This window comes from Curvibacter sp. T50 (assembly GCF_057219955.1).
Genome location: NZ_JBXVVU010000001.1, coordinates 121,929 through 146,010 on the forward strand (window position 1 = coordinate 121,929; position 24,082 = coordinate 146,010).

Sequence of the window (24,082 nt, forward strand, 5' to 3'; positions counted from 1 at the left end):
CGGGGCGACCACCATGGCCCTGATTGTTGCCGCCGACCTGGTCAAGACCTACACCATGGGCGACCAGACGGTGCACGCGCTGCGCGGGGTGTCGCTCAGCATCGATGAAGGCGACTTCGTGGCCATCATGGGCGCGTCCGGCTCGGGCAAGTCCACGCTCATGAACATCCTGGGCTGCCTGGACCGGCCGACCAGCGGCCGCTACTGGCTGGCCGGTGAGGAGGTGGAAGACATGGCGCCCGATGCGCTGGCCTCCATCCGCAACCGGCGCATCGGGTTTGTGTTCCAGCAGTTCAACCTGCTGCCGCGCACCAGCGCGCTCGAAAACGTCGAGCTGCCCATGGTGTATGCCGGTGTGAAACCCGCCGAGCGGCGCACCCGCGCCCAGGCCGCCCTGGACCGCGTGGGGCTGGGCGCGCGCGGCGGCCACACCCCGTCGGAGCTGTCGGGCGGCCAGCAGCAGCGGGTGGCGATTGCCCGCGCGCTGGTGAACCAGCCCTCACTGATCCTGGCCGACGAGCCCACCGGCGCGCTGGACTCGAAAACCAGCGAAGACATCATGCGACTGCTGACCGACCTGAACCACCAGGGCATGACCGTGGTGCTGGTCACCCACGAAAACGACATCGCCGCCTGGGCACGGCGCCGGCTGGTGTTCCGCGACGGCGCCATCGTCGAGGACGTGCGCCAGCCGGGGCATGCCGAGCCGGCGGCATCGGCGCCGACGGCGGAGGCCCGGGCATGAGCTGGCTGGCCCCGTTGCGGATTGCGCTGCGCGCGCTGGCGGCCAACAAGCTGCGCTCGGTGCTGACCATGCTGGGCATCATCATTGGTGTGGCGGCGGTGATCACCATGATTGCCGTGGGCAGCGGTGCCACGCGCCGCGTGCAGGAGCAGATGAAGGGCCTGGGCTCGAACATCATGCTGGTGATTCCCGGTGGCATCACCGCCGGCGGGGTGCGCCTGGGTGCCCAGACCGGCCAGGGCCTGACCGAGGAAGACGCGCTGGCCATCGCCCGCGAGGTGCCCGAGGTGCAGGTGGCCGCGCCTAGTTCCCGCACCGGCGCGCAGGTGGTGGCGGGCAACACCAACTGGAGCACCAGCATCTTTGGCACCACCAACGACTACCTGGAGGCGCGCGAATGGCCGCTGGCGGCCGGGCGCGGCTTTGACGCCGCCGACCTGCAAGGCTCGGCCAAGGTGGCCATCATCGGCCAGACGGTGGCGCGCGAGCTGTTCGGCGACGCCGACCCGCTGGACCAGGTGATCCGGGTCAAAAAAGTGCCGGTGACGGTGATCGGCCTGCTGGACAAAAAAGGCCAGAACTCCATGGGCCAGGACCAGGACGATGTGGTGATCGTGCCCATCTCCACCTACCGCAACCGCATCCAGGGCGGCACGGCCGGCAAACTCAAGCGCATCGGCTCGATCAGCGTCAAGGTGCGCGAAGGCCAGGACATGAAGGTGGCCGAGGAAGGCATCAAGGAACTGCTGCGCCAGCGCTTCAAGGTGCAGCCGGGGGCGGAGGACCCGTTTTCCATCCGCAACCTGACCGAAATCCTGCAGGCGCAGGAGGCCTCCAGCCGCATCATGACGATGCTGCTGGCGGCGGTGGCCGGCATCAGCCTGGTGATCGGCGGCATCGGCATCATGAACATCATGCTGGTGAGCGTGACCGAGCGCACCCGCGAGATCGGGCTGCGCATGGCCGTGGGCGCGCGCGGGCGCGACATCCTGGCGCAGTTCCTGATCGAGGCCGTCACGCTGAGCCTGATCGGCGGCGCCATCGGTGTCGCCCTGGGTGCGGTGGCGACCTGGGCCGTGGGCGCCTTCGCCGGCTGGCAGGTCAGCATGACGCTGTCGTCGGTCGCACTGGCGGCGGGTTTTTCGGCCTTTGTCGGGATCTTTTTCGGTTTCTACCCGGCGCGCCGGGCCTCGCAGCTGCTTCCCATCGAGGCTTTGCGACACGAATAGGCGGGCCCCGCCGGGGATGTTGCGGCGACAGCGATAATCGCCGGCTGTTTTGTCAGCCGGGAGCGGGTGTGGATTTTGTTGTACTGATCAAGGCCGCCATCATGGGGGTGGTCGAAGGGCTGACCGAGTTTTTGCCCATCTCGTCCACCGGGCATCTGATCCTGGCGGGGGCCTTGCTGGGTTTCGACGACGACAAAGCCAAAGTGTTTGACATCGCCATCCAGACCGGGGCGATCCTGGCGGTCATCATCGTCTATTGGCAAAAGCTGCGCGATACCGTGGTGGCCCTGCCCACCAGCGATCAGGCGCGACGCTTCACGATGAATGTGGCGATCGCCTTCTTTCCGGCCGTGGTTCTTGGGCTGCTGTTTGGCAAGGCGATCAAGGCGCACCTGTTCACGCCGGTGGTGGTCGCCAGCGCATTCATCGTCGGTGGTTTCATCATCCTGTGGGCGGAGAAGCGACCGCAGAGCCAGGCGCGCATCCAGAATGTGGACGACATGACGCCGCTGGACGCCATCAAGGTGGGGCTGGTGCAGTGTCTGGCGATGATTCCCGGCACCAGCCGCAGTGGCGCGACCATCATCGGCGGCATGTTGCTGGGCCTGTCTCGCCGTGCCGCGACCGATTTTTCGTTCTTCCTGGCGATTCCGACCCTGGTCGGCGCGGGGGCTTACAGCCTCTACAAGGAGCGGGCGCTCTTGTCGATGGCGGACCTGCCGATGTTCGGGGTCGGGCTGCTGTTTTCGTTTCTCAGCGCCTGGCTGTGTGTGCGCTGGCTGTTGCGCTACATCTCGACGCACAGTTTTGTGCCGTTTGCCTGGTATCGCATCGCGTTCGGCCTGGTAGTGCTGATCACCGCCTGGACGGGCGTCATCAGCTGGAAGGGCTGACGGTTTGATGGGCGGTGCGCTCTCCACAACGAGCGGCGGCCGGTTTTTCACCCGATCGCGCACCAAAGCTGGTAGATTGGCGGCATGAACCCGACGCCCCGTTTCCTCTCGATCTTCCTGTTCGCCCGGTTTCCCGGCGTGCGAGTCGTACTGGCCCTGCTGTTCGTGGCGGTTTTGTCCGGTTGTGCGAATGTCATCTCGGCCAAGGTCACGTCCTTCAATGATTGGCCGGCCGATGCGGCCGGCGGTACTTTTGCCATGGCGCCGCACAGTGGCAAGGGCTCGGAACTGGAGCAGCGAACCTGGGACAACCACGTCGCGGCCGAGCTGCGGCGCCTGGGCCTGGTTCCGGTGGCCGCCGGTCAGACTCCCCGTTTCTGGGTAGACACCACGGCAACCCGCGAGTCCCGGGTCAAACACGCGCGCGAGCCCATCTACCAGCAGGACACGGTCTATGTGCCGCCTTACCGGGACGCCGCGGGTAACGTCATTGCAGGTCACTGGGCGCCCGACCCGTTCGGCCCGCGCTGGGTGGGTGACCGTGATGTGGCCTACACGGTGCAGGTGAGCAGTGTGCGGGTGCGGATCCACGAAAGCGCTTCGACGCCGGGCGTTCGCGCCCGTTCGGTGTTTGATGCCACGGCCGCGCACCAGGGCGGTGAGTCGCGGGAGCTGCCTCAGCTGGTGCCGTTCCTTGTCAAGGCGATCTTTGACCGGTTCCCCGGTGCGAACGGTCAGGTGCGTGAGTTGCAATTTGACGTGGAAACCGGTCAGCCGGTGCGGCGCTGAGCAACCGGCGGGGCGGGCCCGCCCGGTTCAGGCCTGCAGGTTGCGCAGGCTGGCTTCGATGGCCGCTGCCGTCGCCAGCGGTTTCTCCATGGGGAAAAGATGGGTGCCGTCGAGCATCATGCAGCGGCCCCGGATCAGGCGATGGGTCATTTCCATGCCGACCTGGCGCATCTCCTCGGAGCGGATGCCGCCAATGAAGGCCACCGGGCATTTGAGTGGGTGACGGCGCAACAAGCCGTCCAGATTGTCGGGCAGGGTGTTGTAGATGGCGGTTTCCACCTCGCGCTTGAAATGCAGGATGCGTTCGCCCTGGTCATCGACCGTTCCGTGGTCGATGTAGTCGGCCAGCACCGCCGGGTCCCAGGCAGCAAAGGCGCGTTTGCCCTGGAAATGCGCGAGCGCGGCATCGCGGTCGGGCCAGCGGTCCCGCCGGGCGCGGCTGACGCGGCCGGGTGAAATCGAGCCGACCAGCTGGGTGCGTTTCATCACCCCCAGTGTGGTGGCCTTCCAGCCGCCAAGCACCGGTGAATCGATCAGCAGCACACCGCGGGCCAGCTCCGGGTGGCGAGCCGCACACATCAGGCTGAGAAACCCTCCCAGCGAGTGCCCGACCAGGAAGGGCGCGGGCGCACCGGCTTTGATGCCGGCGCGAACAAAATCGGCCAGCTGCTGCACCAGATGGGGCCAGTTGTCGGTGACCGGATAGCGGCTGTCGTGGCCGAAACGGTCGACCGCCCGCACAGAGTAGCCGCGATGGCGCAGGTCGCGGAAAAGGATGCGGTAGGTGCTGGCCGCGAAGCTGTTGGCGTGGGAGAAAACGATCGGGGTCATGGGCTCAGATCAGGCGTTCCTGCGGCGATGAAATCTTGCGCAGGGCGCGGCTGCGCCGGCCATTGACCATCAGGGGAACCTCGGTGGCGCCGCCGTCCCACACCGGATGCTCGATGCTGTCGAACACCTCGCGCAGTCGCTGCCCCCAGGTGTCGTGCAGCATCCGGAAGTAGGGGTTGGTCTCGTCAATGCAGACGATCCGGTCCGAGGCCAGCCGGCCTTCCTCGTAGACCACCAGGTCCATCGGCAGGCCGACCGACAGGTTGGACTTGAGGGTGGAGTCCATCGATACCAGCGCACATTTGGCGGCCTCGTCCAGGGGGGTCTCCGGGGTCAACACCCGGTCCAGCACAGGTTTGCCATATTTGGACTCGCCGATCTGGAAGTAGGGCGTCTCGGGCGTGGCCTCGATGAAGTTGCCGGGCGAATAGACCTGAAACAGGCGCATGGCCTCGCCTTTAATCTGGCCGCCGAAGATCAGCGAGACGTTGAAGTCCACACCGGCGGCCTTGAGCGCCGCGCCGTCGCGCTGGAAGATGTGGCGCACGGCGCTGCCCAGCACCCGGGCGGCGTCGAACATGCTTTTGGCGTTCCAGATGGTGATCGGCTCGCCGCCTTCGTGGTCGGTGATCTGCTCGACCTGCAGGATTTCGCGCACCGACTGGGAAATGGACAGGTTGCCGGCCGACAGCAGCACCATGAAACGGTCGCCCGGCTTTTCGTAGACGATCATCTTGCGAAAGGTGCTGATCTGGTCCAGGCCGGCGTTGGTGCGCGAGTCGGAGAGGAAAACAAGGCCGGCGTTGAGCTTGATGGCGACGCAGTAGGTCATGGTTGTTGCAGTCTTTTGAGGGAGTAGAGGGCTTCGAGTGCTTCGCGGGGCGAGAGCACATCGGGATCGATCTCGGCCAGGCGGCGCTCCACCGGGCTGGGCGGGGGCGTATCGCTGGCTGGAGGCGGCGCAAACAGGTCGACCTGGGCGCGGCTTTCGCTGGCGCCGGATTCGAGCGCGGCCAGCACGTGGCGGGCGTGGTGGAGCACGGCGGCCGGCATGCCGGCCAGGCGGGCGACCTGGATGCCGTAGCTGCGGCTGGCCGGGCCGGGCTGGATTTCATGCAGGAACACGATGTCGTGCCCCGATTCGGCCGCGCTGACATGAACGTTCACCGCCGCGTGGTGCGTGGCGGGAAACTCGGTCAGCTCGAAATAGTGGGTGGCGAACAGCGCGAACGCCTGCGTGCGGTCGTGCAGCTGGGTGGCGATGCCGCTGGCCAGCGCCAGGCCGTCGAAGGTGCTGGTGCCGCGGCCGATTTCGTCCATCAGCACCAGGCTGTGGGGCGTGGCGCTGTGCAGGATCTGCGCGGCCTCGGTCATCTCCAGCATGAAGGTGGACTGGGCATTGGCCAGGTCGTCGGCCGCGCCGATGCGGGTGTGAATGGCATCGATGGGGCCGAGGCGGCAGGCGCTGGCGGGAACAAAACTGCCCATGCTGGCCAGGAGCACGATCAGTGCCACCTGGCGCATGTAGGTGCTTTTGCCGCCCATGTTGGGCCCGGTGATGATTTGCAGGCGCTGTTTGGGCCCGAGCACCGTGTCGTTGGCGATGAAGGCGCCGCCGGACAGCTCGGCCAGGCGCGCTTCCACCACCGGGTGGCGCCCGCCGCGGATTTCGATGCACGGCTCGCGCACGAAGGTGGGCGCACACCAGTTCAGCGTGAGCGAACGCTCGGCCAGCGCGCACAGCGCATCCAGCGCCGCCAGCGCCTGGGCCAGGCGGGTGAGGGCCGGCACAAAAGACTGCAGGTGGTCCAGCAACTGTTCGTACAGCCATTTTTCGCGCGCCAGCGCCCGCTCCTGGGCCGACAGGGCCTTGTCTTCGAAGGCCTTGAGTTCCGGCGTGATGAAGCGCTCGGCGTTCTTCAGCGTCTGGCGGCGGCGGTAGTCGTCGGGCACCTTGTCCAGCTGGCCCTGGGTGACTTCGATGTAGAAGCCGTGCACCTTGTTGAACTGCACCCGCAGGTTGGCGATGCCGGAGCGGGCTTTCTCCCGGGTTTCGAGATCGAGCAGAAAGGCGTCGCAGTTCGTCTGGATGGCGCGCAGCTCGTCGAGTTCGGCATCCAGTCCGGGGGCGATCACGCCGCCGTCGCGGACCAGCGCGGCGGGCTCCTCCATCAGCGCCTGGGCCAGCAGGCCGGCACAGCCCGGCGGCGGGGTCAGCTGGGCACAAATCTGAGCCAAAAGTGGCTCTTCCCAGCGTGAAATGGTGATAGTTTGCTCGGCTTTTTGTAGCGTCTGGCGCAACGCCACCAGCTCGCGCGGTCGCACCTGGCGCAGTGCGATGCGGGCGGTGATGCGCTCCACGTCGCTGCTGCCCTTGAGCTGGGTGCGCAACACCTGCCACGGGCCGCCGCCGCCGTCGCCGCGCAACGCCGCCACCGCCAGTTGCCGCGCCGCTGCCACACCGCGTTCGCGCGGGGGCGCCAGCAGCCAGCTTTTCAGCGCACGGCTGCCCATGCCGGTCATGCAGGTGTCCAGCAGCGAAAACAGCGTCGGCGCCTCCTCGCCCTTCAGGGTCTGCACCAGCTCCAGGTTGCGCCGGGTGGTGGGGGGCAGGTCGATGTGCTCGCCCCGCCGCTCGACGCGGATGCCCTGCAGATGCGTCAGCGCGCGGCCCTGGGTGTGCTCGGCATAGGCCAGCAGGGCCGAGGCGGCGGCATGCGCCTGGGGCAGATCGTCGGCGGACCAGGCGCCCAGGCTGGCGACCTGCAGCGACTCCAGCAGTCTGCGCCGGCCCAGATCGGCGTCGAACTGCCACGAGGGCCGGGTGGTGCAGGACGGGCCGGTGCCGCCCGCGCGGCGCAGCGTGTTCAGGCGCTGCTCGAAACTGTGGGTGACGCCGCCACTGGCCAGCATCTCGCTCGGTCCGATGCGCTGCAGCCAGTCGCCCAGCTCGTCCAGCGGGCATTCCGCCAGATGCAGTTCACCGCGGGTCACGCTCAGCCAGGCCAGGCCGCAGGTGGCGCGCGGCCCCTGGTGCACCGCCAGCAGCAGCGTTTCCGTTTTTTCAGACAGCAGTTCGGCATCGGTCAGCGTGCCGGGCGTGACCACCCGAACCACTTTTCGTTCCACCGGGCCTTTGGCCGTGGCCACATCGCCGACCTGCTCGCAGATGGCCACCGATTCGCCCAGGCGGATCAGCCGGGCCAGGTAGTTTTCCACGGCATGAAACGGAACCCCGGCCATGACCACCGGCTGCCCGGCCGACTGGCCGCGCCGGGTCAGTGTGATGTCCAGCAGCCGCGCGGCCTTTTCGGCGTCGGCCCAGAACAGCTCGTAGAAATCCCCCATGCGGTAAAACACCAGCGTGTCCGGGAAATCCGCCTTGATGGCCAGGTACTGGGCCATCATGGGCGTATGCCCGCAAGCGGAAGACGGGGCCGGCGAAGAATCGGCAGGGGTGGTCAAGGCAGGTGGGGCAGTGATCGGCGGGTGACCGGACGTCCGGTGCGGACGTGCGGCCAAAAGACAAGGCCGATTTTCACCGAAATGCCCGGCTGCCCCGGGCCGGCCTCAGGATGATGGGCTGCCGTCACGGCGGCGCAACTCCAGCTGCCGGCGGCTGTTGGTGTTGATGACCCGCAGTTCGGCCAGGGTTTCGTCGATTTTCGCCCGCTTCGCCTCAAGGTCTCGTATGGCGGTGTCGGTCCGGGCGATGACATAGTCCAATTGCTGGGCCCGCCCCTCACCCCGGTCGCCGTAGAGGTCGAGGTAGTGTTTGATCTCCGACAGGGGCGAACCGATTTCTTTCGCGCGCAGTATCAGCGCGAGCCTGGCGCGGTCGCGGCGGGTGTAGACCCGCGCCCCGTTGACCCGCATGGGTGCGAGAAGGCCTTTGTCCTCATAGAAGCGCAACGCCCGCAAGGTGATGCCGAACGCCTTGCACAGCTCGGTGATGCCGAACAGCTCGGTGGTGGCGTTTTCCTGGTGGGACGCGACGAACGCACGGGCATCCGCCGGCCCCAGGCTGTGCTCCTGGGAGCCCGCCTCGGGGTCGTCCAGCGACGCACTGGCACCAGTCGCGGTCATGGATGTGGCCCGTAGGTCAGATCACCCGCTGCAGACGGAGCGCGACGCTCATGTCGCCACTCACCTTGAGTTTGCCCATCATGAACCCGGTGGCCGGGTCCAGATCGCCTTCGAGCATGGCGGTCAGGTTCTCCAGCGTGATGCCGACGGTGCAATCGGCTTCCTTGTTGTCATTGCTGACTGAATTGGGCGTGCTTTTGCCGTCCACATACACGGTTCCGTCATTGCCGCAGTCGAACTTGAGGCTGGCGTTGAGGCCGCTGTCGCTGCCCACTTTCGCGCGGATGGCTTGGGTGCATTCGTCGAGGGTCATGGTGGGTTCCTGTTCGGGTGAAGTCTGATGGAAAGCGAGAAACGGCGCGATCCTACCGTTTGCACATTCCGCAAAGCATAGGTAAATTCCCTAATAGGTATTTGGTTGACGTTAACGTCACCTTCGTTTCCAATGCAGCACATTCAACCGAAAGGGATCCGTTCGCATGCCTGTCATCCGTTCCAAGATCAATCCCCGCAGCGAGGCCTTCGCCGCCAACGCCACCCGCATGGGCGAGCTGCTGGCCGAGGTCCAGCGGCTGGAGAACCTGGTCATCGCCGAATCCGAATCGAAACGCGACAAGTTCGACAAGCGCGGCCAGCTGCTGCCGCGCGAACGCGTCGCGCGCCTGCTGGACCGCGGCACGCCGTTTCTGGAACTGAGCCGGCTGGCCGGCCTGAACATGCACGACGACGACGGCAAGAAGGCGGTGCTCGGGGGTGGCTCCATCGTCGGTATCGGCGTGGTGGCCGGTCGCCGATGCCTGATCTCCGCCAGCGACAGCGCCGTCAAAGGCGGAACCGTCGCCCCCATGGGCCTGAAAAAGGCGTTGCGGGCCCAGGGCATCGCGGTGGAAAACAAGCTGCCCGTCATCTACCTGGTGGAAAGCGGCGGCGCCAACCTGATGTACCAGGCCGAAATCTTTGTCGACGGCGGGCGCAGCTTTGCGAACCAGGCGCGCATGTCGGCCGCCGGCATCCCGCAGATTTCGGTGGTGCACGGCTCCAGCACCGCGGGCGGTGCCTACCTGCCGGGCCTGTCGGACTATGTGATCCTGGTGCGCGGACGTTCCAGCATCTACCTGGCCGGGCCGCCGCTGGTCAAGGCCGCCATCGGCGAAGACTGCACCGACGAAGAACTCGGCGGGGCCGAGACCCACGCCCAGGTCACCGGCCTGGGCGAATACCTGACCGAGGACGACGCCCATGCGATCGCGATGACGCGCGAAGTGATGGACAAGCTGCGCTGGGACACGGTGCAACCGCCCACCGGTTTTGCGGAACCCCTGTTCGACGAGCAGGAACTGATGGGCATCGTGCCGGCTGACGACCGCGAGCCCTACGACGTGCGCGAGATCATCGCGCGCCTGGTCGACGGCTCGGATTTCCTGGAGTTCAAGGCCGGCTATGCCAGCGAGACGATGTGCGGCCACGCCCGCATCCACAGCCACCTGGTGGGCATCCTGGGCAACAACGGCCCGATCCAGCCCAGCGGCTCCACCAAGGCCGCGCAATTCATCCAGCTGTGCGACCAGAGCGGCACGCCGCTGGTCTTCCTGCAGAACACCACCGGCTACATGGTGGGATCGGTGGCCGAGCGCAGCGGCGCGATCAAGCATGGCTCCAAGATGATCCAGGCGGTGGCCAACGCGCGGGTGCCCAAGTTCACCATCGTGATGGGTGGCTCGTTCGGCGCCGGCAACTACGGCATGTGCGGCCGCGGCTTCGACCCCCGCTTCATCTTCGCCTGGCCCACGGCGCGCACGGCGGTGATGGGCGGCGCGCAAGCCGCCAAGGTGATGGACATCGTCAACCGCGCCAAGATCGAACGCATGGGCATGCCGGTGAATGACGAGGCCTTGCAGGCCATGTCGGACGGCCTGCGCCAGCGCCTCGACAAGGAGAGCGCGGCCCTGTTCGGCACCGCCCGGCTGTGGGACGACGGGATCATCGACCCGCGCGACACCCGCCGCATCCTGGGCCTGTGCCTGGCGATGGCCGCCGAAGCCGAAGGCCGCGCACTCCATCCCAACACCTTTGGCGTGGCTCGCCTGTAGCCCGCCGATCCGGCCCGTTTTTCCGATTCCAACCCGAGACTGCCCCATGAAATTCACCGCCGAGCACAACCAGATCTCAGACACCGTTCGCAAGTTCGTCGCCAACGAAATCAACCCGTTCACCAAGGAATGGGAAAAAGCCGGGCAGTTTCCGGCCCGTGAGCTGTTCAAGAAGCTGGGCGACCTGGGCCTGCTGGGCATCAAGTACCCCACCGAATTCGGCGGCATGGGGCTCGATTTCAGCTATTCGATGGTGATGGCCGAGGCGCTGGGCGACTGCAACGTCGGCGGCGTGCCGATGGCCATCGGCGTGCAGACCGACATGTGCACGCCGGCGCTGGCGCGCTTCGGTTCGGATGAATTGCGCAAGGAGTTCCTGGCCCCTGCCATCGCGGGCGACAGGGTCGGATGCCTGGGCGTCAGCGAAGTCACCGGGGGCTCGGATGTGGCAGCGCTCAAGACCACCGCCCGCAAGGAGGGCGACGACTACGTCATCAACGGCTCCAAGATGTGGATCACCAACGGCATGCAGGCCGACTGGTGCTGCCTGCTGGCTAACACCAGCGAAGGGCCCGCCCACAAGAACAAGTCGCTGATCATGGTGCCGATGGACGCGCCGGGCATCACGCGCCAGAAGATCGAGAAGATCGGCATGCATTCCAGTGATACCGCGCAGCTGTTTTTCGACAACGTGCGCGTACCCCGGCGCAACGTCATTGGCCAGGAGGGCATGGGCTTCATGCTCCAGATGCTGCAGTTCCAGGAAGAGCGCCTGTACGGCGCTGCGGGCTCCTTGCGCTCGCTCGACAACCTGATCGACCAGACCATCGAGTACACCCGCCAGCGCCAGACCTTCGGCCAGCCCATCCTGAACAACCAGGTGGTGCATTTCCGCCTGGCCGAACTGCGCACCGAGGTCGAGGCGCTGCGGTCGCTGACCTATCGCGCGGTGGAGTCCTACGTGTCGGGCAAGGACGTGACCAAGCTGGCCTCGATGGCCAAGCTCAAGGCCGGCCGCCTGACCCGCGAGGTGGCCGACAGCTGCCTGCAGTACTGGGGCGGCATGGGCTTCACCGCCGACAACCCGATTTCGCAGTCGTACCGCGACGGTCGGCTGATCTCAATCGGCGGCGGCGCCGACGAGATCATGCTGGGCATCATCTGCAAGCTCGAAGGCACGCTGCCGGGCAAGCAAGGCTGAGGCGGGAGCGAATCGCCATGACATTCGAAACCCTCATCGCGCAGCGCCAGGGGTCGGTGCTCGGCCTCACGCTGAACCGCCCCGAGTCCCGCAACGCCATGTCGCTGGCCATGGTGGGCGAGCTGCAGCAGGCGCTGGCGCAGGCCGAGCAGACCGTCGGGGCGGCCGACGCCGTGCGCGTCGTGGTGCTGCGCGGCGCCGGCGGCCACTTCTGCTCCGGCGGCGACCTCAAGGACATGGCGGCCGCGCGCATGCGCGCCCTGCAGGGCGGTACCGACGGATCCGACCCGATCGCCGAGGTCAATGCCCGCTTCGGCCACCTGTGCGCCGCCTTTGCCAATTCCCCGCTGGCCATCGTCGCGCTGCTGGAAGGCACGGTGATGGGCGGCGGCTTCGGCCTGGCCTGCGTGGCCGATGTGGCCATCGCCACGGAGACCGCGAGCTTCCGCCTGCCCGAGACCTCGCTGGGCGTCGTGCCCGCGCAGATCGCGCCGTTCCTGGTGGAGCGGCTGGGCTATTCGCAGGCCAAGCGGCTGGCGGTCACCGGCGGCCGGCTCGACGCCGCGGCGGCGCTGCGGATCGGGCTGGTGCACCAGCAGGTGGAGGCCGCCCAGCTGCAAGCAGCGCTGGACGCGGTGCTCGCCGACATCCTCGCCTGCGGTCCGGGTGCCCTGGCCGCCACCAAGGCCTTGATGGCCAAGGCCCGGCTGCAAACGCCCGCCTCGCTGATCGACGAGGCCGCCGCCATCTTTTCCCGCGCCGCCCAGGGGGCCGAGGCCATGGAGGGCATGGGCGCATTCCTGCAGAAGCGCAAACCGAACTGGGTGCCGGGATGAGTTGTTCAAAGACAAGGCCTTGCGGGCGGCGTTTGGGCGACACAGCAATTTGCTCCGTGGACGCACCTCAGCCAGAGGCTACGGCTCTTCAATCCGTCCAAGCCTGCGCAGGCAGGCTCGGAGCCGCGGATTTCAGCCCCGCCCGCTGCGCGGGCTCCTCCTCTACCTGCGCAAATCGCTGTGTCACCCAAACGCTGACGAAGGTATTCGATGTTTAACAAAATTCTGATTGCCAACCGGGGCGAAATCGCCTGCCGCGTCATTCGCACCGCGCGCAAACTCGGCTATGCCACCGTGGCGGTTTACAGCGACGCCGACCGTGACGCACCCCATGTGGCGCTGGCCGACGAGGCGGTGCATATCGGCCCCTCCCCGGCGGCCGAGTCCTACCTGAAGTTCGACGCCATCCTGGACGCCGCGCGCCAGACCGGGGCCGACGCGCTGCACCCCGGTTACGGCTTCCTGAGCGAGAACGCGGCCTTTGCCCAGGCCTGCATGGATGCCGGTCTGGTGTTCATCGGCCCACCGCCGTCCGCGATCGAAGCCATGGGCGACAAGGCCCTGGCCAAGAAACGCATGCTGGCCGCCGGCGTGCCCTGCGCGCCGGGCTACCTGGGCGAAGACCAGAGCGATGCCACCCTCATTGCAGAGGCGAAAAAACTGGGTTATCCCCTGCTGGTCAAGGCGGTGGCCGGCGGGGGCGGGCGTGGCATGCGTCTGGTGCGCGCCGACGACGAATTGCAGGGCGCCATCGACGGGGCCCGGCGCGAGGCCACCAGCGCTTTTGGCGACGGCACCCTGATGCTGGAGCGCCTGATCGACAACGGCCGCCACATCGAAATCCAGGTGTTCGCCGACGCCCACGGCCACGCGGTGTACCTGGGCGAGCGCGACTGCACGGCACAACGGCGCCGGCAGAAGGTGATCGAGGAGGCCCCGTCGCCGGTGGTCTCGCCGGCCATGCGCGAGGCCATGGGGCGCGATGCCGTGGCGGCTGCGCTGGCGGTGGGCTACCGGGGGGCCGGCACGGTGGAGTTCATCGTCGACGCCGACCTGAAGCACTATTTCCTGGAAATGAACACCCGCCTGCAGGTGGAACACCCGGTGACCGAGTGCGTCACCGGCTACGACCTGGTGGAGTGGCAGCTGCAGGTGGCGGCCGGTGACCCGCTACCCGCCCGGCAGGAGGATGTCCGCATGACCGGCCACGCCATCGAAGCCCGCCTGTATGTGGAAGACCCCTACAGCGGCTTCGCCCCCCAGACCGGCACGGTGCTGTGGTGGAAGCCTGAAGCCGCCGTGCAGGGCGGCGTCGAAAGCGGTCACATCGCCAGTGGCGTTCGCATCGATCACGGCATTCGCGAAGGCGCGGTGGTGTCGCCGTTCTACGACCCGATGGTGGCCAAGGTGATCGTGCACGGGCGCGACCGCACCGATGCCATCCGCCGCCTGCGCGCCGCGCTGGCGCAGGCGCCCCTGCTGGGCCTGAAGAACAACGGGCGTTTCCTCAGCGACCTGGTGGATCACTCGGCTTTCCGGAAGGCCGAGATGACCACCACCTTGATCGATCAGTGGCTCGATGCCGGTGAGGCCTTGCTCACGACGCCCGTCGCCGACGACGACGCCTGGCGCGTGGCGGCCATCGCCTTCGCCTCGCAGCACGGCGACAGCTGGCGTGCCAACAGCGTGTCCGCCTACGGCTTCAGCCTGCGGTGCGGTGAGCAGACCCGCGCGGTGCGCGTCCGGCCCGACCACGCCGGGGGTGTCTCTGTCACGCTGGACGGTGCCACCGAAGCGGCCCGCGTGCTGTCGTACGCGGACGGCGCCTTGCGCTTCGCGTTGCACGGAGTGCAGCAGAGCGCCGTGGCCTTGATCGCCGGCGCGCAGGTGCATCTGGCCTGGCGGGGACACAGTTTCGTCTTCGAGGAAGTGTCGCCCTTCCCCAGCGCCGATGCATTGCAGGATGCGAGCCGCGCGCTGTCTCCGGTGGCGGGCAAGGTCACGCACGTGCCGGTGGCTGCCGGCGACCCCGTGACCGAAGGACAGCAACTGGTGTGCGTCGAAGCCATGAAGATGGAAATGTGGCTCTGCGCCCAGGCGGCCGGAACGGTCAAGGCGCTGCACGCCAAGGCCGGCGACCAGGTGGAATCCGGCGCGCTGCTGGTGGAACTCGACATCAACCCAACGAAGGAATCATGATGGAAAAAGCCATCCTCACCTGCGCGCTCACCGGCGTGCTCACCAACCCGAAGCAGCACCCGGTGCCGGTGACCCCGGCGCAGATGGCGGCCGAGGCGCGCGACGCGTTCAACGCGGGCGCGTCCATCATGCACGTGCACCTGCGCATGCAGGAGGAAGGCTTCGGCCACATGCCCTCCTGGGACCCGGACGTGGCGGAGACCATCGTCAACGCGATCCGCGAAGCCTGTCCCGGCGTGATCATCAACCTGACCACCGGCGTGGTCGGCAAGGACATCTCCGGCCCGCTGGCGTGCATCCGCCGGGTCAAGCCCGAAATCGCCGCCTGCAACGCCGGCAGCCTCAACTACCTGAAGATCAAGGAGAACGGCGAGTGGGCCTGGCCGCCCATGGTGTTCGACAACCCGGTGGCCAAGGTCCAGCAGTTCCTGGACGTGATGGGCGAATGTGGCACCCACCCCGAGTTCGAATGCTTCGACGTCGGCATCGTGCGCTGCGTCACCATGTATCTCAAGGCTGGCATGCTCAAGCCGGAAATGGGCACGCCCGAGTACAACCTGGTCATGGGCGTGGCGTCGGGCATGCCCTGTGACGCCGACTTGCTGCGCCTGATGCCGCAGTGGATGGCCCCGGGCAGCATCTGGCAGGCCACCCTGATCGGACGCCAGGAGATCTGGCCGGTGCATCAGGCGACGGCGGACCTCGGGGGCATGTTGCGCACCGGCCTGGAGGACACCTTCTACCTGCCGGACGGATCGCGCGCGTCGGGCAACGGGGTGCTGATCGAGGCGCTGGCCACCTGTGCCCGAAACGCCGGCCGTGCCATCGCCAGCCCGACCGAGGCGCGTTCGATGCTGGGTCTTTCCCAGCAGGCCACGGCCTGACGGTATCGCGGGAATCGACCATGCCTTACCAATCCATCTTTGCGTCGGCGCTGTTCAAGGACCAGGTCATCGTCGTCACCGGCGGCGGTTCCGGCATCGGCCGCTGCACCGCGCATGAACTCGCGGCACTGGGCGCACGCGTCGTGCTGGTGGGCCGCAAGCCCGAGAAGCTGCAGGCCGTCGCGGCGGAAATCGCCGAGGATGGCGGCCAGGCCAGCGCGCAGGTCTGCGACATCCGGCAGGAAGACGCGGTGCGCAGCCTGGTCACGGCCGTGCTGGCCGAACACGGCCGCATCGACGGCCTGGTCAACAACGCCGGCGGCCAGTTCATGACCCCGCTCGAAGCCATCAGCGCCAAGGGCTGGGAGGCCGTGGTCAACACCAACCTCACCGGCGGCTTTCTGGTGGCGCGCGAGTGCTTCACCCAGTGCATGTCGCGCCAGGGCGGCGCCATCGTCAACATCGTGGCCGACATGTGGGGCTCGATGCCGGGCATGGGCCACAGCGGCGCGGCGCGCGCGGGCATGGTCAGCTTCACCGAAACCGCCGCGGCCGAATGGGGGCCGCGCGGCGTGCGGGTCAACGCGGTGGCGCCCGGCTATGTGGCGTCCAGCGGCATGGACAACTACCCCGCGGCGATGGCCCCGATGATCCGCGAAATGGCCAGGACCCTGCCCATCGGCCGCTTCGCCACCGAGGCCGAAATCTCCGCCGGCATCGTCTACCTGCTGAGCCCGGCGGCCAGCTTCGTCAACGGCAGCACGCTGCGCATCGACGCCGGTCGGCCGCAGGTGCGCCTGGGATGGCCGATGCGTCCAGCCGACGAAAAGACTCGCGAGCGCGCCGCCATCCGGCCCTTCGAAGGCTTTCACCGGGCCACGCTGCCCAGGCTGTTTGCCGACCCCACCAACTGAGAACCCCGATGTCCGACGCCACGATCACCCACGAAGACCTGCAGCTGCTGGCCGAAACCGCCGAACGGTTCGCGAAGACCGAAATCGCCCCCAACCTCGAAGCCTGGGAGAAAGCCGGTGAACTGCCGCGCAGCCTGCACCGCCGCGCCGCCGAACTCGGCCTGCTGGGCCTGGGCTACCCCGAAGCGCTGGGCGGCACCCCCGCGCCCTGGGCGCCGCGCAACGTGCTGGCGGCCACGCTGGCCCGTCATGGCGCCAGCGGCGGCCTGATGGCCAGCCTGTTCAGCCACAACATCGGCCTGCCGCCGATCCAGCGCCACGGCAGCGCGACGCTGCAAGCCGAGGTGATTCCGGGCGTGCTGCGCGGCGAGCAGATCGCGGCGCTGGGCATCACCGAGCCCGGTGGCGGCACCGACGTGGCGTCCTTGCGCACCACGGCCGTGCGCGACGGCGACGAGTACGTGGTCAACGGCGAAAAGATCTTCATCACCTCGGGCATGCGCGCCGACTGGATCACCACCGCGGTGCGCACCGACCCCAAGGTCAAGGGCCCGATGGCCGTGTCGATGCTGGTGATTCCCGGAAACGCGCCCGGGGTGTCGCGCAGCCGGCTGGACAAGATGGGCTGGCACTGCTCCGACACCGCGCACCTGCGCTTCGACAACGTGCGGGTGCCGGCGCGCTACCTGGTGGGCGAGGAAGGCCAGGGCTTCAAGATGATCCTGACCAACTTCAACGGCGAGCGCCTGTCGATGGCGGCGATGTCGCTGGGATTCTCGGAGCGCTGCTACGACGACGCGCTGGACTGGGCGCGCCAGCGCAAGACCTTCGGCATGGCCATCATCGACCACCAGGTGATCCGCCACAAGCTGATGGACATGAAGATGCGCATCGAATCCACCCGCGCCTGGCTGGACGCGGTGACCGCGCGCGCCGACAGCGGCGACAAGGCGGCCAAAGGTGCCGAGTGGGTGGCCCAGGTCTGCCTGCTGAAGAACCACGCCACCCAGACGATGCAGTTCTGCGCCGACGCCGCCGTTCAGATTCTCGGCGGCATGGGCTTCATGCAGGGCACGGCGGCCGAGCGCATCTACCGCGAGGTCAAGGTGATGATGATCGGCGGCGGCACCGAGGAAATCATGAAGGAGCTGGCCTCGCGCCAGTTGGGCCTGTGAGCACGCCCAGACCTCGCCGCAGCCACGTGACGCGGCACCAGAACGAAGGGCCGCCCGATCGGCTGCATTCCCTGCTGGAGCTGCGGGCCTTTGCCGAGTTCGCCAGCCTGCCGCTGGCCTGGCCGCTGCTGCGCCAGGCGCCACAGGGAGACGGTCATCCGGTGCTGCTGGTGCCCGGCTTCATGGCCTCGGATGCGGCCCTGTTTGTGCTCAAAGCCTACCTGCAGCGTAAAGGCTACGAAGTGCACACCTGGGGTCTGGGTCGCAACCTTGGCTTTCGCAGCAAGCTGGCCACCGCCTTGCCGCAGAAGATCCGGTACCTGCACCACGTCACCGGGCGCAAAGTCAGCCTGGTGGGCTGGAGTCTGGGCGGGGTTTTTTCGCTCTACGGCGCCCAGCATGCACCGGATTGTGTGCGCAACATCATCACCCTGGGCAGTCCCGTCACGGTGGACAACGCAGGCAACCAGTCGCCGCCCCTGGTGCGGGCCCTGTACCGGCTGATTTCCCATCGCCTGGGCGCTTCCGCGCACCTGATGCAGCCGCGGGCCAAGGCCCTGCGGGAGCGACGTCGGCCGGCGATCCCCACGACCTGCATCTACTCCCTGACGGACGGGGTTGTTCCGCCGCAGGAGGCCACGGTCGATGGCGATGCGCGGCTTCACGAGAACCTGCGCGTACCGGGCAGCCACTGCGGACTGGTTTTCAACGGCATTGTGCTGTCCATCATCGCCGACCGGCTGGCCCAGCCGGAAGGAGACTGGAAGCCCTTCGCCCCCGGAGGCCTGCTGGAAACCACATTGGACTGGATCGCCGGTCCGGCCTCTGCCGTGACCTACCCGGCCCGGTTCTGACCGCCCGGAGACGCCCATGCGACAACTCAGCGAACACGACGCAGCCTACATCTACTCGGACACGGCCCACGCCAATTCCAACGTCACGCTGGTCCACATTTACGACCAGTCTACCGCGCCCGGCGGTGTCGTGCGGTTCCGCCAGATTCAGGCCCATGTCGAAAGCCGGCTCGACCGGCTCGCCTTCTTGCGGCAGAAAGTGGTGCAAGTGCCGCTGAACCTGGACTATCCCTACTGGGTCGAAGACGACCATTTCGACCTGGACCACCACATCCGGCACATCGCCCTGCCCAAACCGGGCGACTGGCGCCAGTTCTGCATCCAGAGCGCGCGTATCCATGCCCGTCCGCTTGATCTCGGGCGACCCCTGTGGGAGATGTACGTCATCGAAGGGCTGGACAGCTTTCTGGACCTGCCGGCGGGCAGCTTTGCCATCCTGCTCAAGATTCACCACGCGGCCATCGATGTCGAAAACGGCAACGAAATCACCCGCCTGCTGCACGACCTGACGCCCGAGGTCAGCCCGCCCCAGCCGACCGCGCCCTGGTTTCCGGAGGACCCACCCAGTGATCTGACCCTGCTGTGGCGCGCCGGCTTCAACCTCGCGACCTGGCCGATGCGCTTGAAACAGCCGATCGACAGCGCCTGGAGCGCCATCAAGACCACCGCGCAGGCCGTTGTCCGGGAATATCGTGGCGAGGCCCCCGCGTTTCCGGTCACGCGGTTCAACACCGAGGTTTCGTCCCAGCGGGTGTTTGAAACCCGGCGTTTCTCCCTCGACGAGTTCAAGCAGATCCGTTCGCTGGTCGCCGATTGCACGGTGCATGACGTGGTGCTGGCCGTCTGTGCCGGCGGCATGCGCCGTTATCTCGAACTGCAGGACGAACTTCCTCCGACCAGTCTGGTGGCCGCCGTTCCGATGGCCGTACACAGCGAACGCGCGGGCCTGACCTCGCCGCGCCTGTCCTGGGTCCGGGTCGGCCTGCACACCCATGTCGAAGACCCGGTGGCGCGTCTGACTGCCATTCACGCCAGCAGCACGGCCAAATCCCAGGCCCGCCAGGCGCTGAGCGCCCGCGAACTCAGCGCGCTGGCGGAACAGTCGCCGTCACTGGCCATCGCCGCCACCAGCAAGATGCTGCGTTCGGCCTCGGCCCTGCTGGGCGAGTGGGCGCCGCTGGCCAACTGTGCCATCACCAATGTGCCCGGTTCGCGCGAGCCCTTGTATCTGCAAGGGGCCAGGCTGACCTACCTGTCGGCCATCATGCCGGTGCACGACGGCATGGGGCTGGTGTTCTCTGTCACCGGCTACGGCAACACCATTGTGGTGTCGTTCACCGCCTGCGCCGAGCAGGTGCCCGACCCCGAGGTGCTGGCCCAGTGCATTCGCGACAGTTTCCAGGACTATCTGGCGCTGGCCCGTCGGGCGTTGCCGCGTCGCCCGGCCGACGACAAGCCGCCGACGAAGAAAAGGCCGCCCCGTTCCCGGGCGGCCGAACCGGCCAGCCCGGGCCCCGTCGCCACCGCGGCCCGAGGGCGCAAAGCCGCGCGCGCAACGCCGGGCTGAGGTCTCGCAGGCCCCTGGCACGCCCCGAAAAGCGGGTTTTCCGCGAATCTATGGTGGTTTTGGCCATTACCCAGCGGGAAAAGGTCGTTCGTAGCTATAAATAATATAGCGAATTTCGCCCGCCGATGCCGGTCCCAACCGGCCCCGACGGGCCGGCTTCCGACCCTGCCGCGGCGGCGGTCAGATCCAGACCACCTTTTTCCCGGCACCCACCCAGCGGTCGTAGTTGCGGGCAAACAGGTCTTCGATCCGGTTGCGTTTGACCTTCATGGTCGGCGTCAGGATTTCGTTGTCGACCGACCAGGGCTCGGCGGTGATGACCAGGCAGTCCAGTTGCTCGTGCGGGTCAAGCTGTGCGTTCACCGCGTCCAGATGTTCGGCCAGCGAAGCCTCCAGTGCGCTGCGCCCGTCGGCGCTGGCGGCCTTGGCCGTTGCCTCCGGGTTGAGCATCAGCAGTGCCAGCGGCTGGCCCAGATTGGCGCCGGTCACACAGCAGGCCTCAATGGCGGGATGGGTCGAAAGCCGGTTTTCGATCGGCGCCGGTGCGACGTATTTGCCTTTGCCGGTCTTGAACAAGTCCTTGACGCGACCGGTGATCGTCAGGTTGCCCTCGGCGTCCACGGTGCCTTTGTCGCCGGTCTTGAGCCAGCCGTCGGCGGTGAACGTGGCGGCGGTCACCTCGGGATTCTTGTAATAGCCCAGCATCAGGCAATCGCCTTTCATCTGAATCTCGCCGCTGCCCGCTTCGATCCGGCAGGAAACGCCATCGTAGGTGGTGCCCACGGACCCGGGCCGGGGTTTGCCGCGCAGGGTGGAGTGCGACAGGCCGCAGTTTTCGGTCATGCCATAGACCTCCACAATGTCCAGACCCAGGCTGCGATACCAGTGGAGCAGGGCAGGGGGCATGGGCGCCGCCCCGCCGGCGGCAAACTGCACCTGGTCCAGCCCCAGGCCGGAAAGCACTTTCTTGCGGACGATGCCGCCAATGACCGGAAGTTTCAGCAGCAAGGCCATTTTTGCCGGGGGCAACTTGGCCTGCACACCCTGCTGGAACTTGACCCACAGGCGAGGCACCGAGAAGAACACCGTCGGTCTTGCCCGCTGGATGTCGGAAACAAAGGTGTCCAGACTTTCGGCGAAGAACGCCTGCATCCCCGTGGCCAGCAGGCCATGCTCGACCAGCATGCGCTCGGCCACGTGCGCCAGCGGCAGGTAGCTGAGCATGCGGCCGCTGGAATCGAGCGGAACACGTTTGAGGCCCGAACTGATCGACCAGGCGAAGGTGCCAAAGCTGTGCATCACCCCTTTGGGCGTCCCCGTCGTGCCCGAGGTGTAGATCAGCGAGCACAACTCGTCGGCGTCCCGCACCGGGCTGTCGGCCAGCGGCGGTGTGCGCGCCAGGATGTCGTCCCAGGACCGGGCACCGTCGACCGGCGGCGCCAGTGGCAGGGCAATCAGCGGCAGCCCCTCGGGCACCCCTGGCTTCATGCTGTGCCACAGATCGAGCTTGCCGACAAACAGCAGCCGCGATTCGCTGTGTTCGAGAATCTGGCGTACCGAGTTCGCCGCCAGCGTGGGGTACAGCGGCACCGAAACATGGCCGGCCATCCAGATCGCCCAGTCGGCCATCATCCAGTGGGCGCTGTTTTTCGCCAGCAGCGCGATACGCGAGCCCGCCGGCAGGCCCAGACCCATCAGGTAGGCGGCCATGCGCCGCACCTCGTCCACCGCCTGTTTCCAGGTCCATTCGCGCACCACGCCGCCGCCCATGGGTTGCGTGAAGACGGTTTTGTCCGGAGCCTGCCGCTCCCAGTGATAAATGCGCTGCAGCGCCAGCGTTTCGGGCAATGCGGGAGAGGCCATGTTCAGTGCTCCGGGTCAGGAAAACCCCCGCCGGGAACCGGCGAGGCCTCTGACTCTAGTGGCGCAGGCTTTCGCCCCGCCACAGGGCTTTCCCGCCTCCCCGGGGCCGCCCGCTCGCGCCGGCGGCGGTGTGGCGCCGATTGAACCGGTGCCGGCGGGCTGCCTGTGGGCTCCGCCGGGCGTGTTTACTCGGTCGCCGGGTCGGCTGACAGCGACAGGGGCTGGGACGTGGCCGCGCTGACCGCCACCTTGTCGGCCACACCGGCAAACTTGCTGTACTTGCCCAGCAGGGCGACCAGTTGACCGTAGATGCGCGGCGCGCCGGCCAGGCACTCGTTCTGGTGCAGGAAGTCGGATTCACCGGTGAAGTTGCCCACCAGACCCCCCGCTTCGGTCACCAGCAACGAACCGGCCGCCACATCCCAGGGCTGCAGCCCGGTCTCGAAAAAACCGTCGGCGAAGCCGGCGGCCACATAGGCCAGGTCCAGCGCGGCCGCGCCAGGACGGCGCAAACCCGCCGTGCGCTGCATGACGTCGCTCATCATGGCCAGATACAGCGGGAAGTTGTCGCCCTTGCGGAAGGGAAAACCGGTCGAGATCAGGCATTCCTGCAGCCGGGTGCGTTTGGAGACCCGGATGCGGCGTTCGTTCAGATAGGCCCCGCGGCCCCGGGTCGCGGTGAACAGGTCATTGCGCGTCGGGTCGTAGATCACGGCCTGTTCCACCCGCCCCGCCACCGCCAGCGCGATGCTGACGCAGTAGACCGGGAAGCCGTGGATGAAGTTGGTGGTGCCGTCCAGCGGGTCGATGATCCAGATATGGTCGGAATGGGGGTTGCCGCGCGACTGCCCGGATTCCTCCGCCAGAATGCCATGGTTCGGATAGGCCGTCAGCAGGGTCTCGATGATGGCCTCTTCGCTGGCGTGGTCCACTTCGGTGACAAAGTCGTTGACCTGCTTTTGCGAAATCCGGACGGCCTCGACGTCGAGGGCGGCGCGGTTGATGATCGCGCCAGCGGCGCGGGCGGCCTTGATGGCCACGTTGAGCATGGGATGCAGGTTGGACGACATATTGTGAGGAAGAGCGAAACGGCAGATCCGGCGGCGCCGTCGATGCGGGCAGCGACAATGTGGATTTTAACCGGCCACCGATGAAAACCCGTTTTGTCCTGATCGAACCCAGCCACGCCGGCAACGTGGGCGCGGTCGCCCGCGCGATGAAGGTCATGGGATTTGACGATCTGGTGCTGGTTGCTCCCCGCTGGCCCAATGTGCTGCGCCGCGACGAGGCGATCCAGCGCGCCAGCGGCGCGGTCGATGTGCTGGCGGCCGCCCGGGTGGTGCCGCGGCTGGACGATGCGCTGGACGGCATCACCCACCTGTGCGCCACGGCCATGACACCGCGGGATTTCGGCCCGCCCACCCGCGCCCCCCGGGCCCATTTCGGCGAGTTGCTGGGCCGGGCAGGCCATGCACACGGCGAGCCGGGTGTGGCCTTTCTGTTCGGTCCGGAGCGGTATGGCCTGAGCAATGACGACGTCTACCGCTGCCACGTCGCGCTGTCGATTCCTACCAATCCCGCCTTCGGTTCGCTCAATCTGGCGGCGGCGGCGCAGGTCATCGCTTACGAATGGCGCCAGGCCCTGGGTGGGTTTGGGGTCGACACGCCCGCCGATGCGCCGGACCGTGCCGACGCGCAAGCCATCGCCGGTCTGCTGGCGCATTGGCACCAGGCGCTGGTGGCGATCGGGTTTCTGGACCCGCAGGCGCCCAAAAAACTGATGCCTCGGCTCAACCAGCTGCTGCTGCGTGCCCAACCCACGGTGACGGAAATCCACATCCTCCGTGGCATCGCGCGCAATCTGTTGCGTCTTCGCCCCCATCCGGGCGAACAAGCGCACAAAAACGACCCGGTCTGACGACGTCC

At 67.2% G+C, this 24,082-nt stretch carries 21 protein-coding genes; 14 read left to right on the forward strand and 7 right to left on the reverse strand.

Going from position 1 to position 24,082, the window contains the following annotated elements:
* Positions 1-13 precede the first annotated feature (13 nt).
* The 4 genes from AC2EBU_RS00610 to AC2EBU_RS00625 all read left to right on the forward strand — a co-directional run bounded on the left by AC2EBU_RS00610 (position 14) and on the right by AC2EBU_RS00625 (position 3,656).
* A complete protein-coding gene (locus AC2EBU_RS00610; protein WP_484608455.1) occupies positions 14-745 on the forward strand; it encodes an ABC transporter ATP-binding protein in 732 nt (243 codons plus the stop codon).
* Complete coding sequence (locus AC2EBU_RS00615) at positions 742-1,974, forward strand: ABC transporter permease (protein ID WP_484608456.1); 1,233 nt, start codon at positions 742-744, stop codon at positions 1,972-1,974. The genes AC2EBU_RS00610 and AC2EBU_RS00615 overlap by 4 nt, the downstream gene beginning before the upstream one ends.
* 68 nt (positions 1,975-2,042) lie before the next feature.
* On the forward strand, positions 2,043-2,867 hold the full coding sequence (locus AC2EBU_RS00620) for an undecaprenyl-diphosphate phosphatase (RefSeq protein ID WP_484608457.1): 825 nt from the start codon (positions 2,043-2,045) through the stop codon (positions 2,865-2,867).
* An 84-nt stretch (positions 2,868-2,951) separates the two neighbouring features.
* Complete coding sequence (locus AC2EBU_RS00625; RefSeq protein ID WP_484608458.1) at positions 2,952-3,656, forward strand: DUF4136 domain-containing protein; 705 nt, start codon at positions 2,952-2,954, stop codon at positions 3,654-3,656.
* A gap of 27 nt (positions 3,657-3,683) precedes the next feature.
* On the opposite strand, the gene AC2EBU_RS00630 is transcribed toward AC2EBU_RS00625, so the two are convergent.
* The 5 genes from AC2EBU_RS00630 to AC2EBU_RS00650 form a co-directional block, all read right to left on the reverse strand.
* Entirely contained in the window at positions 3,684-4,487 is an 804-nt protein-coding gene (locus tag AC2EBU_RS00630) for an alpha/beta fold hydrolase (RefSeq protein ID WP_484608459.1), read from the reverse strand.
* Between the two features lie 4 nt (positions 4,488-4,491).
* Complete coding sequence (locus AC2EBU_RS00635; protein WP_484608460.1) at positions 4,492-5,319, reverse strand: proteasome-type protease; 828 nt, start codon at positions 5,317-5,319, stop codon at positions 4,492-4,494.
* Positions 5,316-7,895 carry a DNA mismatch repair protein MutS gene (mutS, locus tag AC2EBU_RS00640; RefSeq protein ID WP_484608461.1) on the reverse strand — a complete coding sequence of 860 codons (2,580 nt, stop codon included), beginning with the start codon at positions 7,893-7,895 and terminating at the stop codon, positions 5,316-5,318. Before mutS ends, AC2EBU_RS00635 begins: the two co-directional genes overlap by 4 nt.
* A 162-nt stretch (positions 7,896-8,057) precedes the next feature.
* Positions 8,058-8,573 (reverse strand): MerR family transcriptional regulator, encoded by a 516-nt coding sequence (locus AC2EBU_RS00645; protein WP_484608462.1) that lies wholly within the window; start codon positions 8,571-8,573, stop codon positions 8,058-8,060.
* 16 nt (positions 8,574-8,589) lie between these two features.
* Positions 8,590-8,886 carry an SCP2 sterol-binding domain-containing protein gene (locus AC2EBU_RS00650; RefSeq protein WP_484608463.1) on the reverse strand — a complete coding sequence of 99 codons (297 nt, stop codon included), beginning with the start codon at positions 8,884-8,886 and terminating at the stop codon, positions 8,590-8,592.
* Between the two features lie 166 nt (positions 8,887-9,052).
* Here AC2EBU_RS00650 and AC2EBU_RS00655 point away from each other — a divergent pair, with 166 nt between their 5' ends.
* The 9 genes from AC2EBU_RS00655 (at position 9,053) to AC2EBU_RS00695 (ending at position 20,293) form a co-directional block, all read left to right on the forward strand.
* Entirely contained in the window at positions 9,053-10,663 is a 1,611-nt protein-coding gene (locus AC2EBU_RS00655) for an acyl-CoA carboxylase subunit beta (protein WP_484608464.1), read from the forward strand.
* Between the two features lie 46 nt (positions 10,664-10,709).
* Entirely contained in the window at positions 10,710-11,864 is a 1,155-nt protein-coding gene (locus tag AC2EBU_RS00660; RefSeq protein WP_484608465.1) for an acyl-CoA dehydrogenase family protein, read from the forward strand.
* A gap of 17 nt (positions 11,865-11,881) precedes the next feature.
* Positions 11,882-12,700, forward strand: a complete 819-nt coding sequence (locus tag AC2EBU_RS00665; RefSeq protein WP_484608466.1) for an enoyl-CoA hydratase/isomerase family protein — start codon at positions 11,882-11,884, stop codon at positions 12,698-12,700.
* A gap of 210 nt (positions 12,701-12,910) precedes the next feature.
* Complete coding sequence (locus AC2EBU_RS00670; protein WP_484608467.1) at positions 12,911-14,899, forward strand: acetyl/propionyl/methylcrotonyl-CoA carboxylase subunit alpha; 1,989 nt, start codon at positions 12,911-12,913, stop codon at positions 14,897-14,899.
* Complete coding sequence (locus AC2EBU_RS00675) at positions 14,896-15,783, forward strand: beta-keto acid cleavage family enzyme (protein ID WP_484608468.1); 888 nt, start codon at positions 14,896-14,898, stop codon at positions 15,781-15,783. Before AC2EBU_RS00670 ends, AC2EBU_RS00675 begins: the two co-directional genes overlap by 4 nt.
* 20 nt (positions 15,784-15,803) lie before the next feature.
* Positions 15,804-16,697: an SDR family oxidoreductase gene (locus AC2EBU_RS00680; RefSeq protein WP_484608469.1), complete on the forward strand. Its 894-nt coding sequence runs from the start codon at positions 15,804-15,806 to the stop codon at positions 16,695-16,697.
* 8 nt (positions 16,698-16,705) lie between these two features.
* Positions 16,706-17,872, forward strand: coding sequence for an acyl-CoA dehydrogenase family protein (locus tag AC2EBU_RS00685; RefSeq protein ID WP_484608470.1), 1,167 nt, complete (start codon positions 16,706-16,708; stop codon positions 17,870-17,872).
* Positions 17,869-18,726: an esterase/lipase family protein gene (locus tag AC2EBU_RS00690; RefSeq protein ID WP_484608471.1), complete on the forward strand. Its 858-nt coding sequence runs from the start codon at positions 17,869-17,871 to the stop codon at positions 18,724-18,726. Before AC2EBU_RS00685 ends, AC2EBU_RS00690 begins: the two co-directional genes overlap by 4 nt.
* A gap of 16 nt (positions 18,727-18,742) precedes the next feature.
* Positions 18,743-20,293 (forward strand): wax ester/triacylglycerol synthase family O-acyltransferase, encoded by a 1,551-nt coding sequence (locus AC2EBU_RS00695; RefSeq protein WP_484608472.1) that lies wholly within the window; start codon positions 18,743-18,745, stop codon positions 20,291-20,293.
* A gap of 180 nt (positions 20,294-20,473) precedes the next feature.
* Here AC2EBU_RS00695 and AC2EBU_RS00700 read toward each other — a convergent pair whose 3' ends face one another.
* Together AC2EBU_RS00700 and AC2EBU_RS00705 are read right to left on the reverse strand one after the other, a co-directional pair.
* Positions 20,474-22,156: an AMP-binding protein gene (locus tag AC2EBU_RS00700; protein WP_484608473.1), complete on the reverse strand. Its 1,683-nt coding sequence runs from the start codon at positions 22,154-22,156 to the stop codon at positions 20,474-20,476.
* 185 nt (positions 22,157-22,341) lie between these two features.
* The gene (locus AC2EBU_RS00705) at positions 22,342-23,226 is read right to left on the reverse strand and encodes an inositol monophosphatase family protein (RefSeq protein ID WP_484608474.1); all 885 of its coding nucleotides are present in this window, start codon (positions 23,224-23,226) and stop codon (positions 22,342-22,344) included.
* Between the two features lie 80 nt (positions 23,227-23,306).
* Here AC2EBU_RS00705 and AC2EBU_RS00710 point away from each other — a divergent pair, with 80 nt between their 5' ends.
* Positions 23,307-24,074: an RNA methyltransferase gene (locus AC2EBU_RS00710; protein WP_484608475.1), complete on the forward strand. Its 768-nt coding sequence runs from the start codon at positions 23,307-23,309 to the stop codon at positions 24,072-24,074.
* Positions 24,075-24,082: the final 8 nt, after the last annotated feature.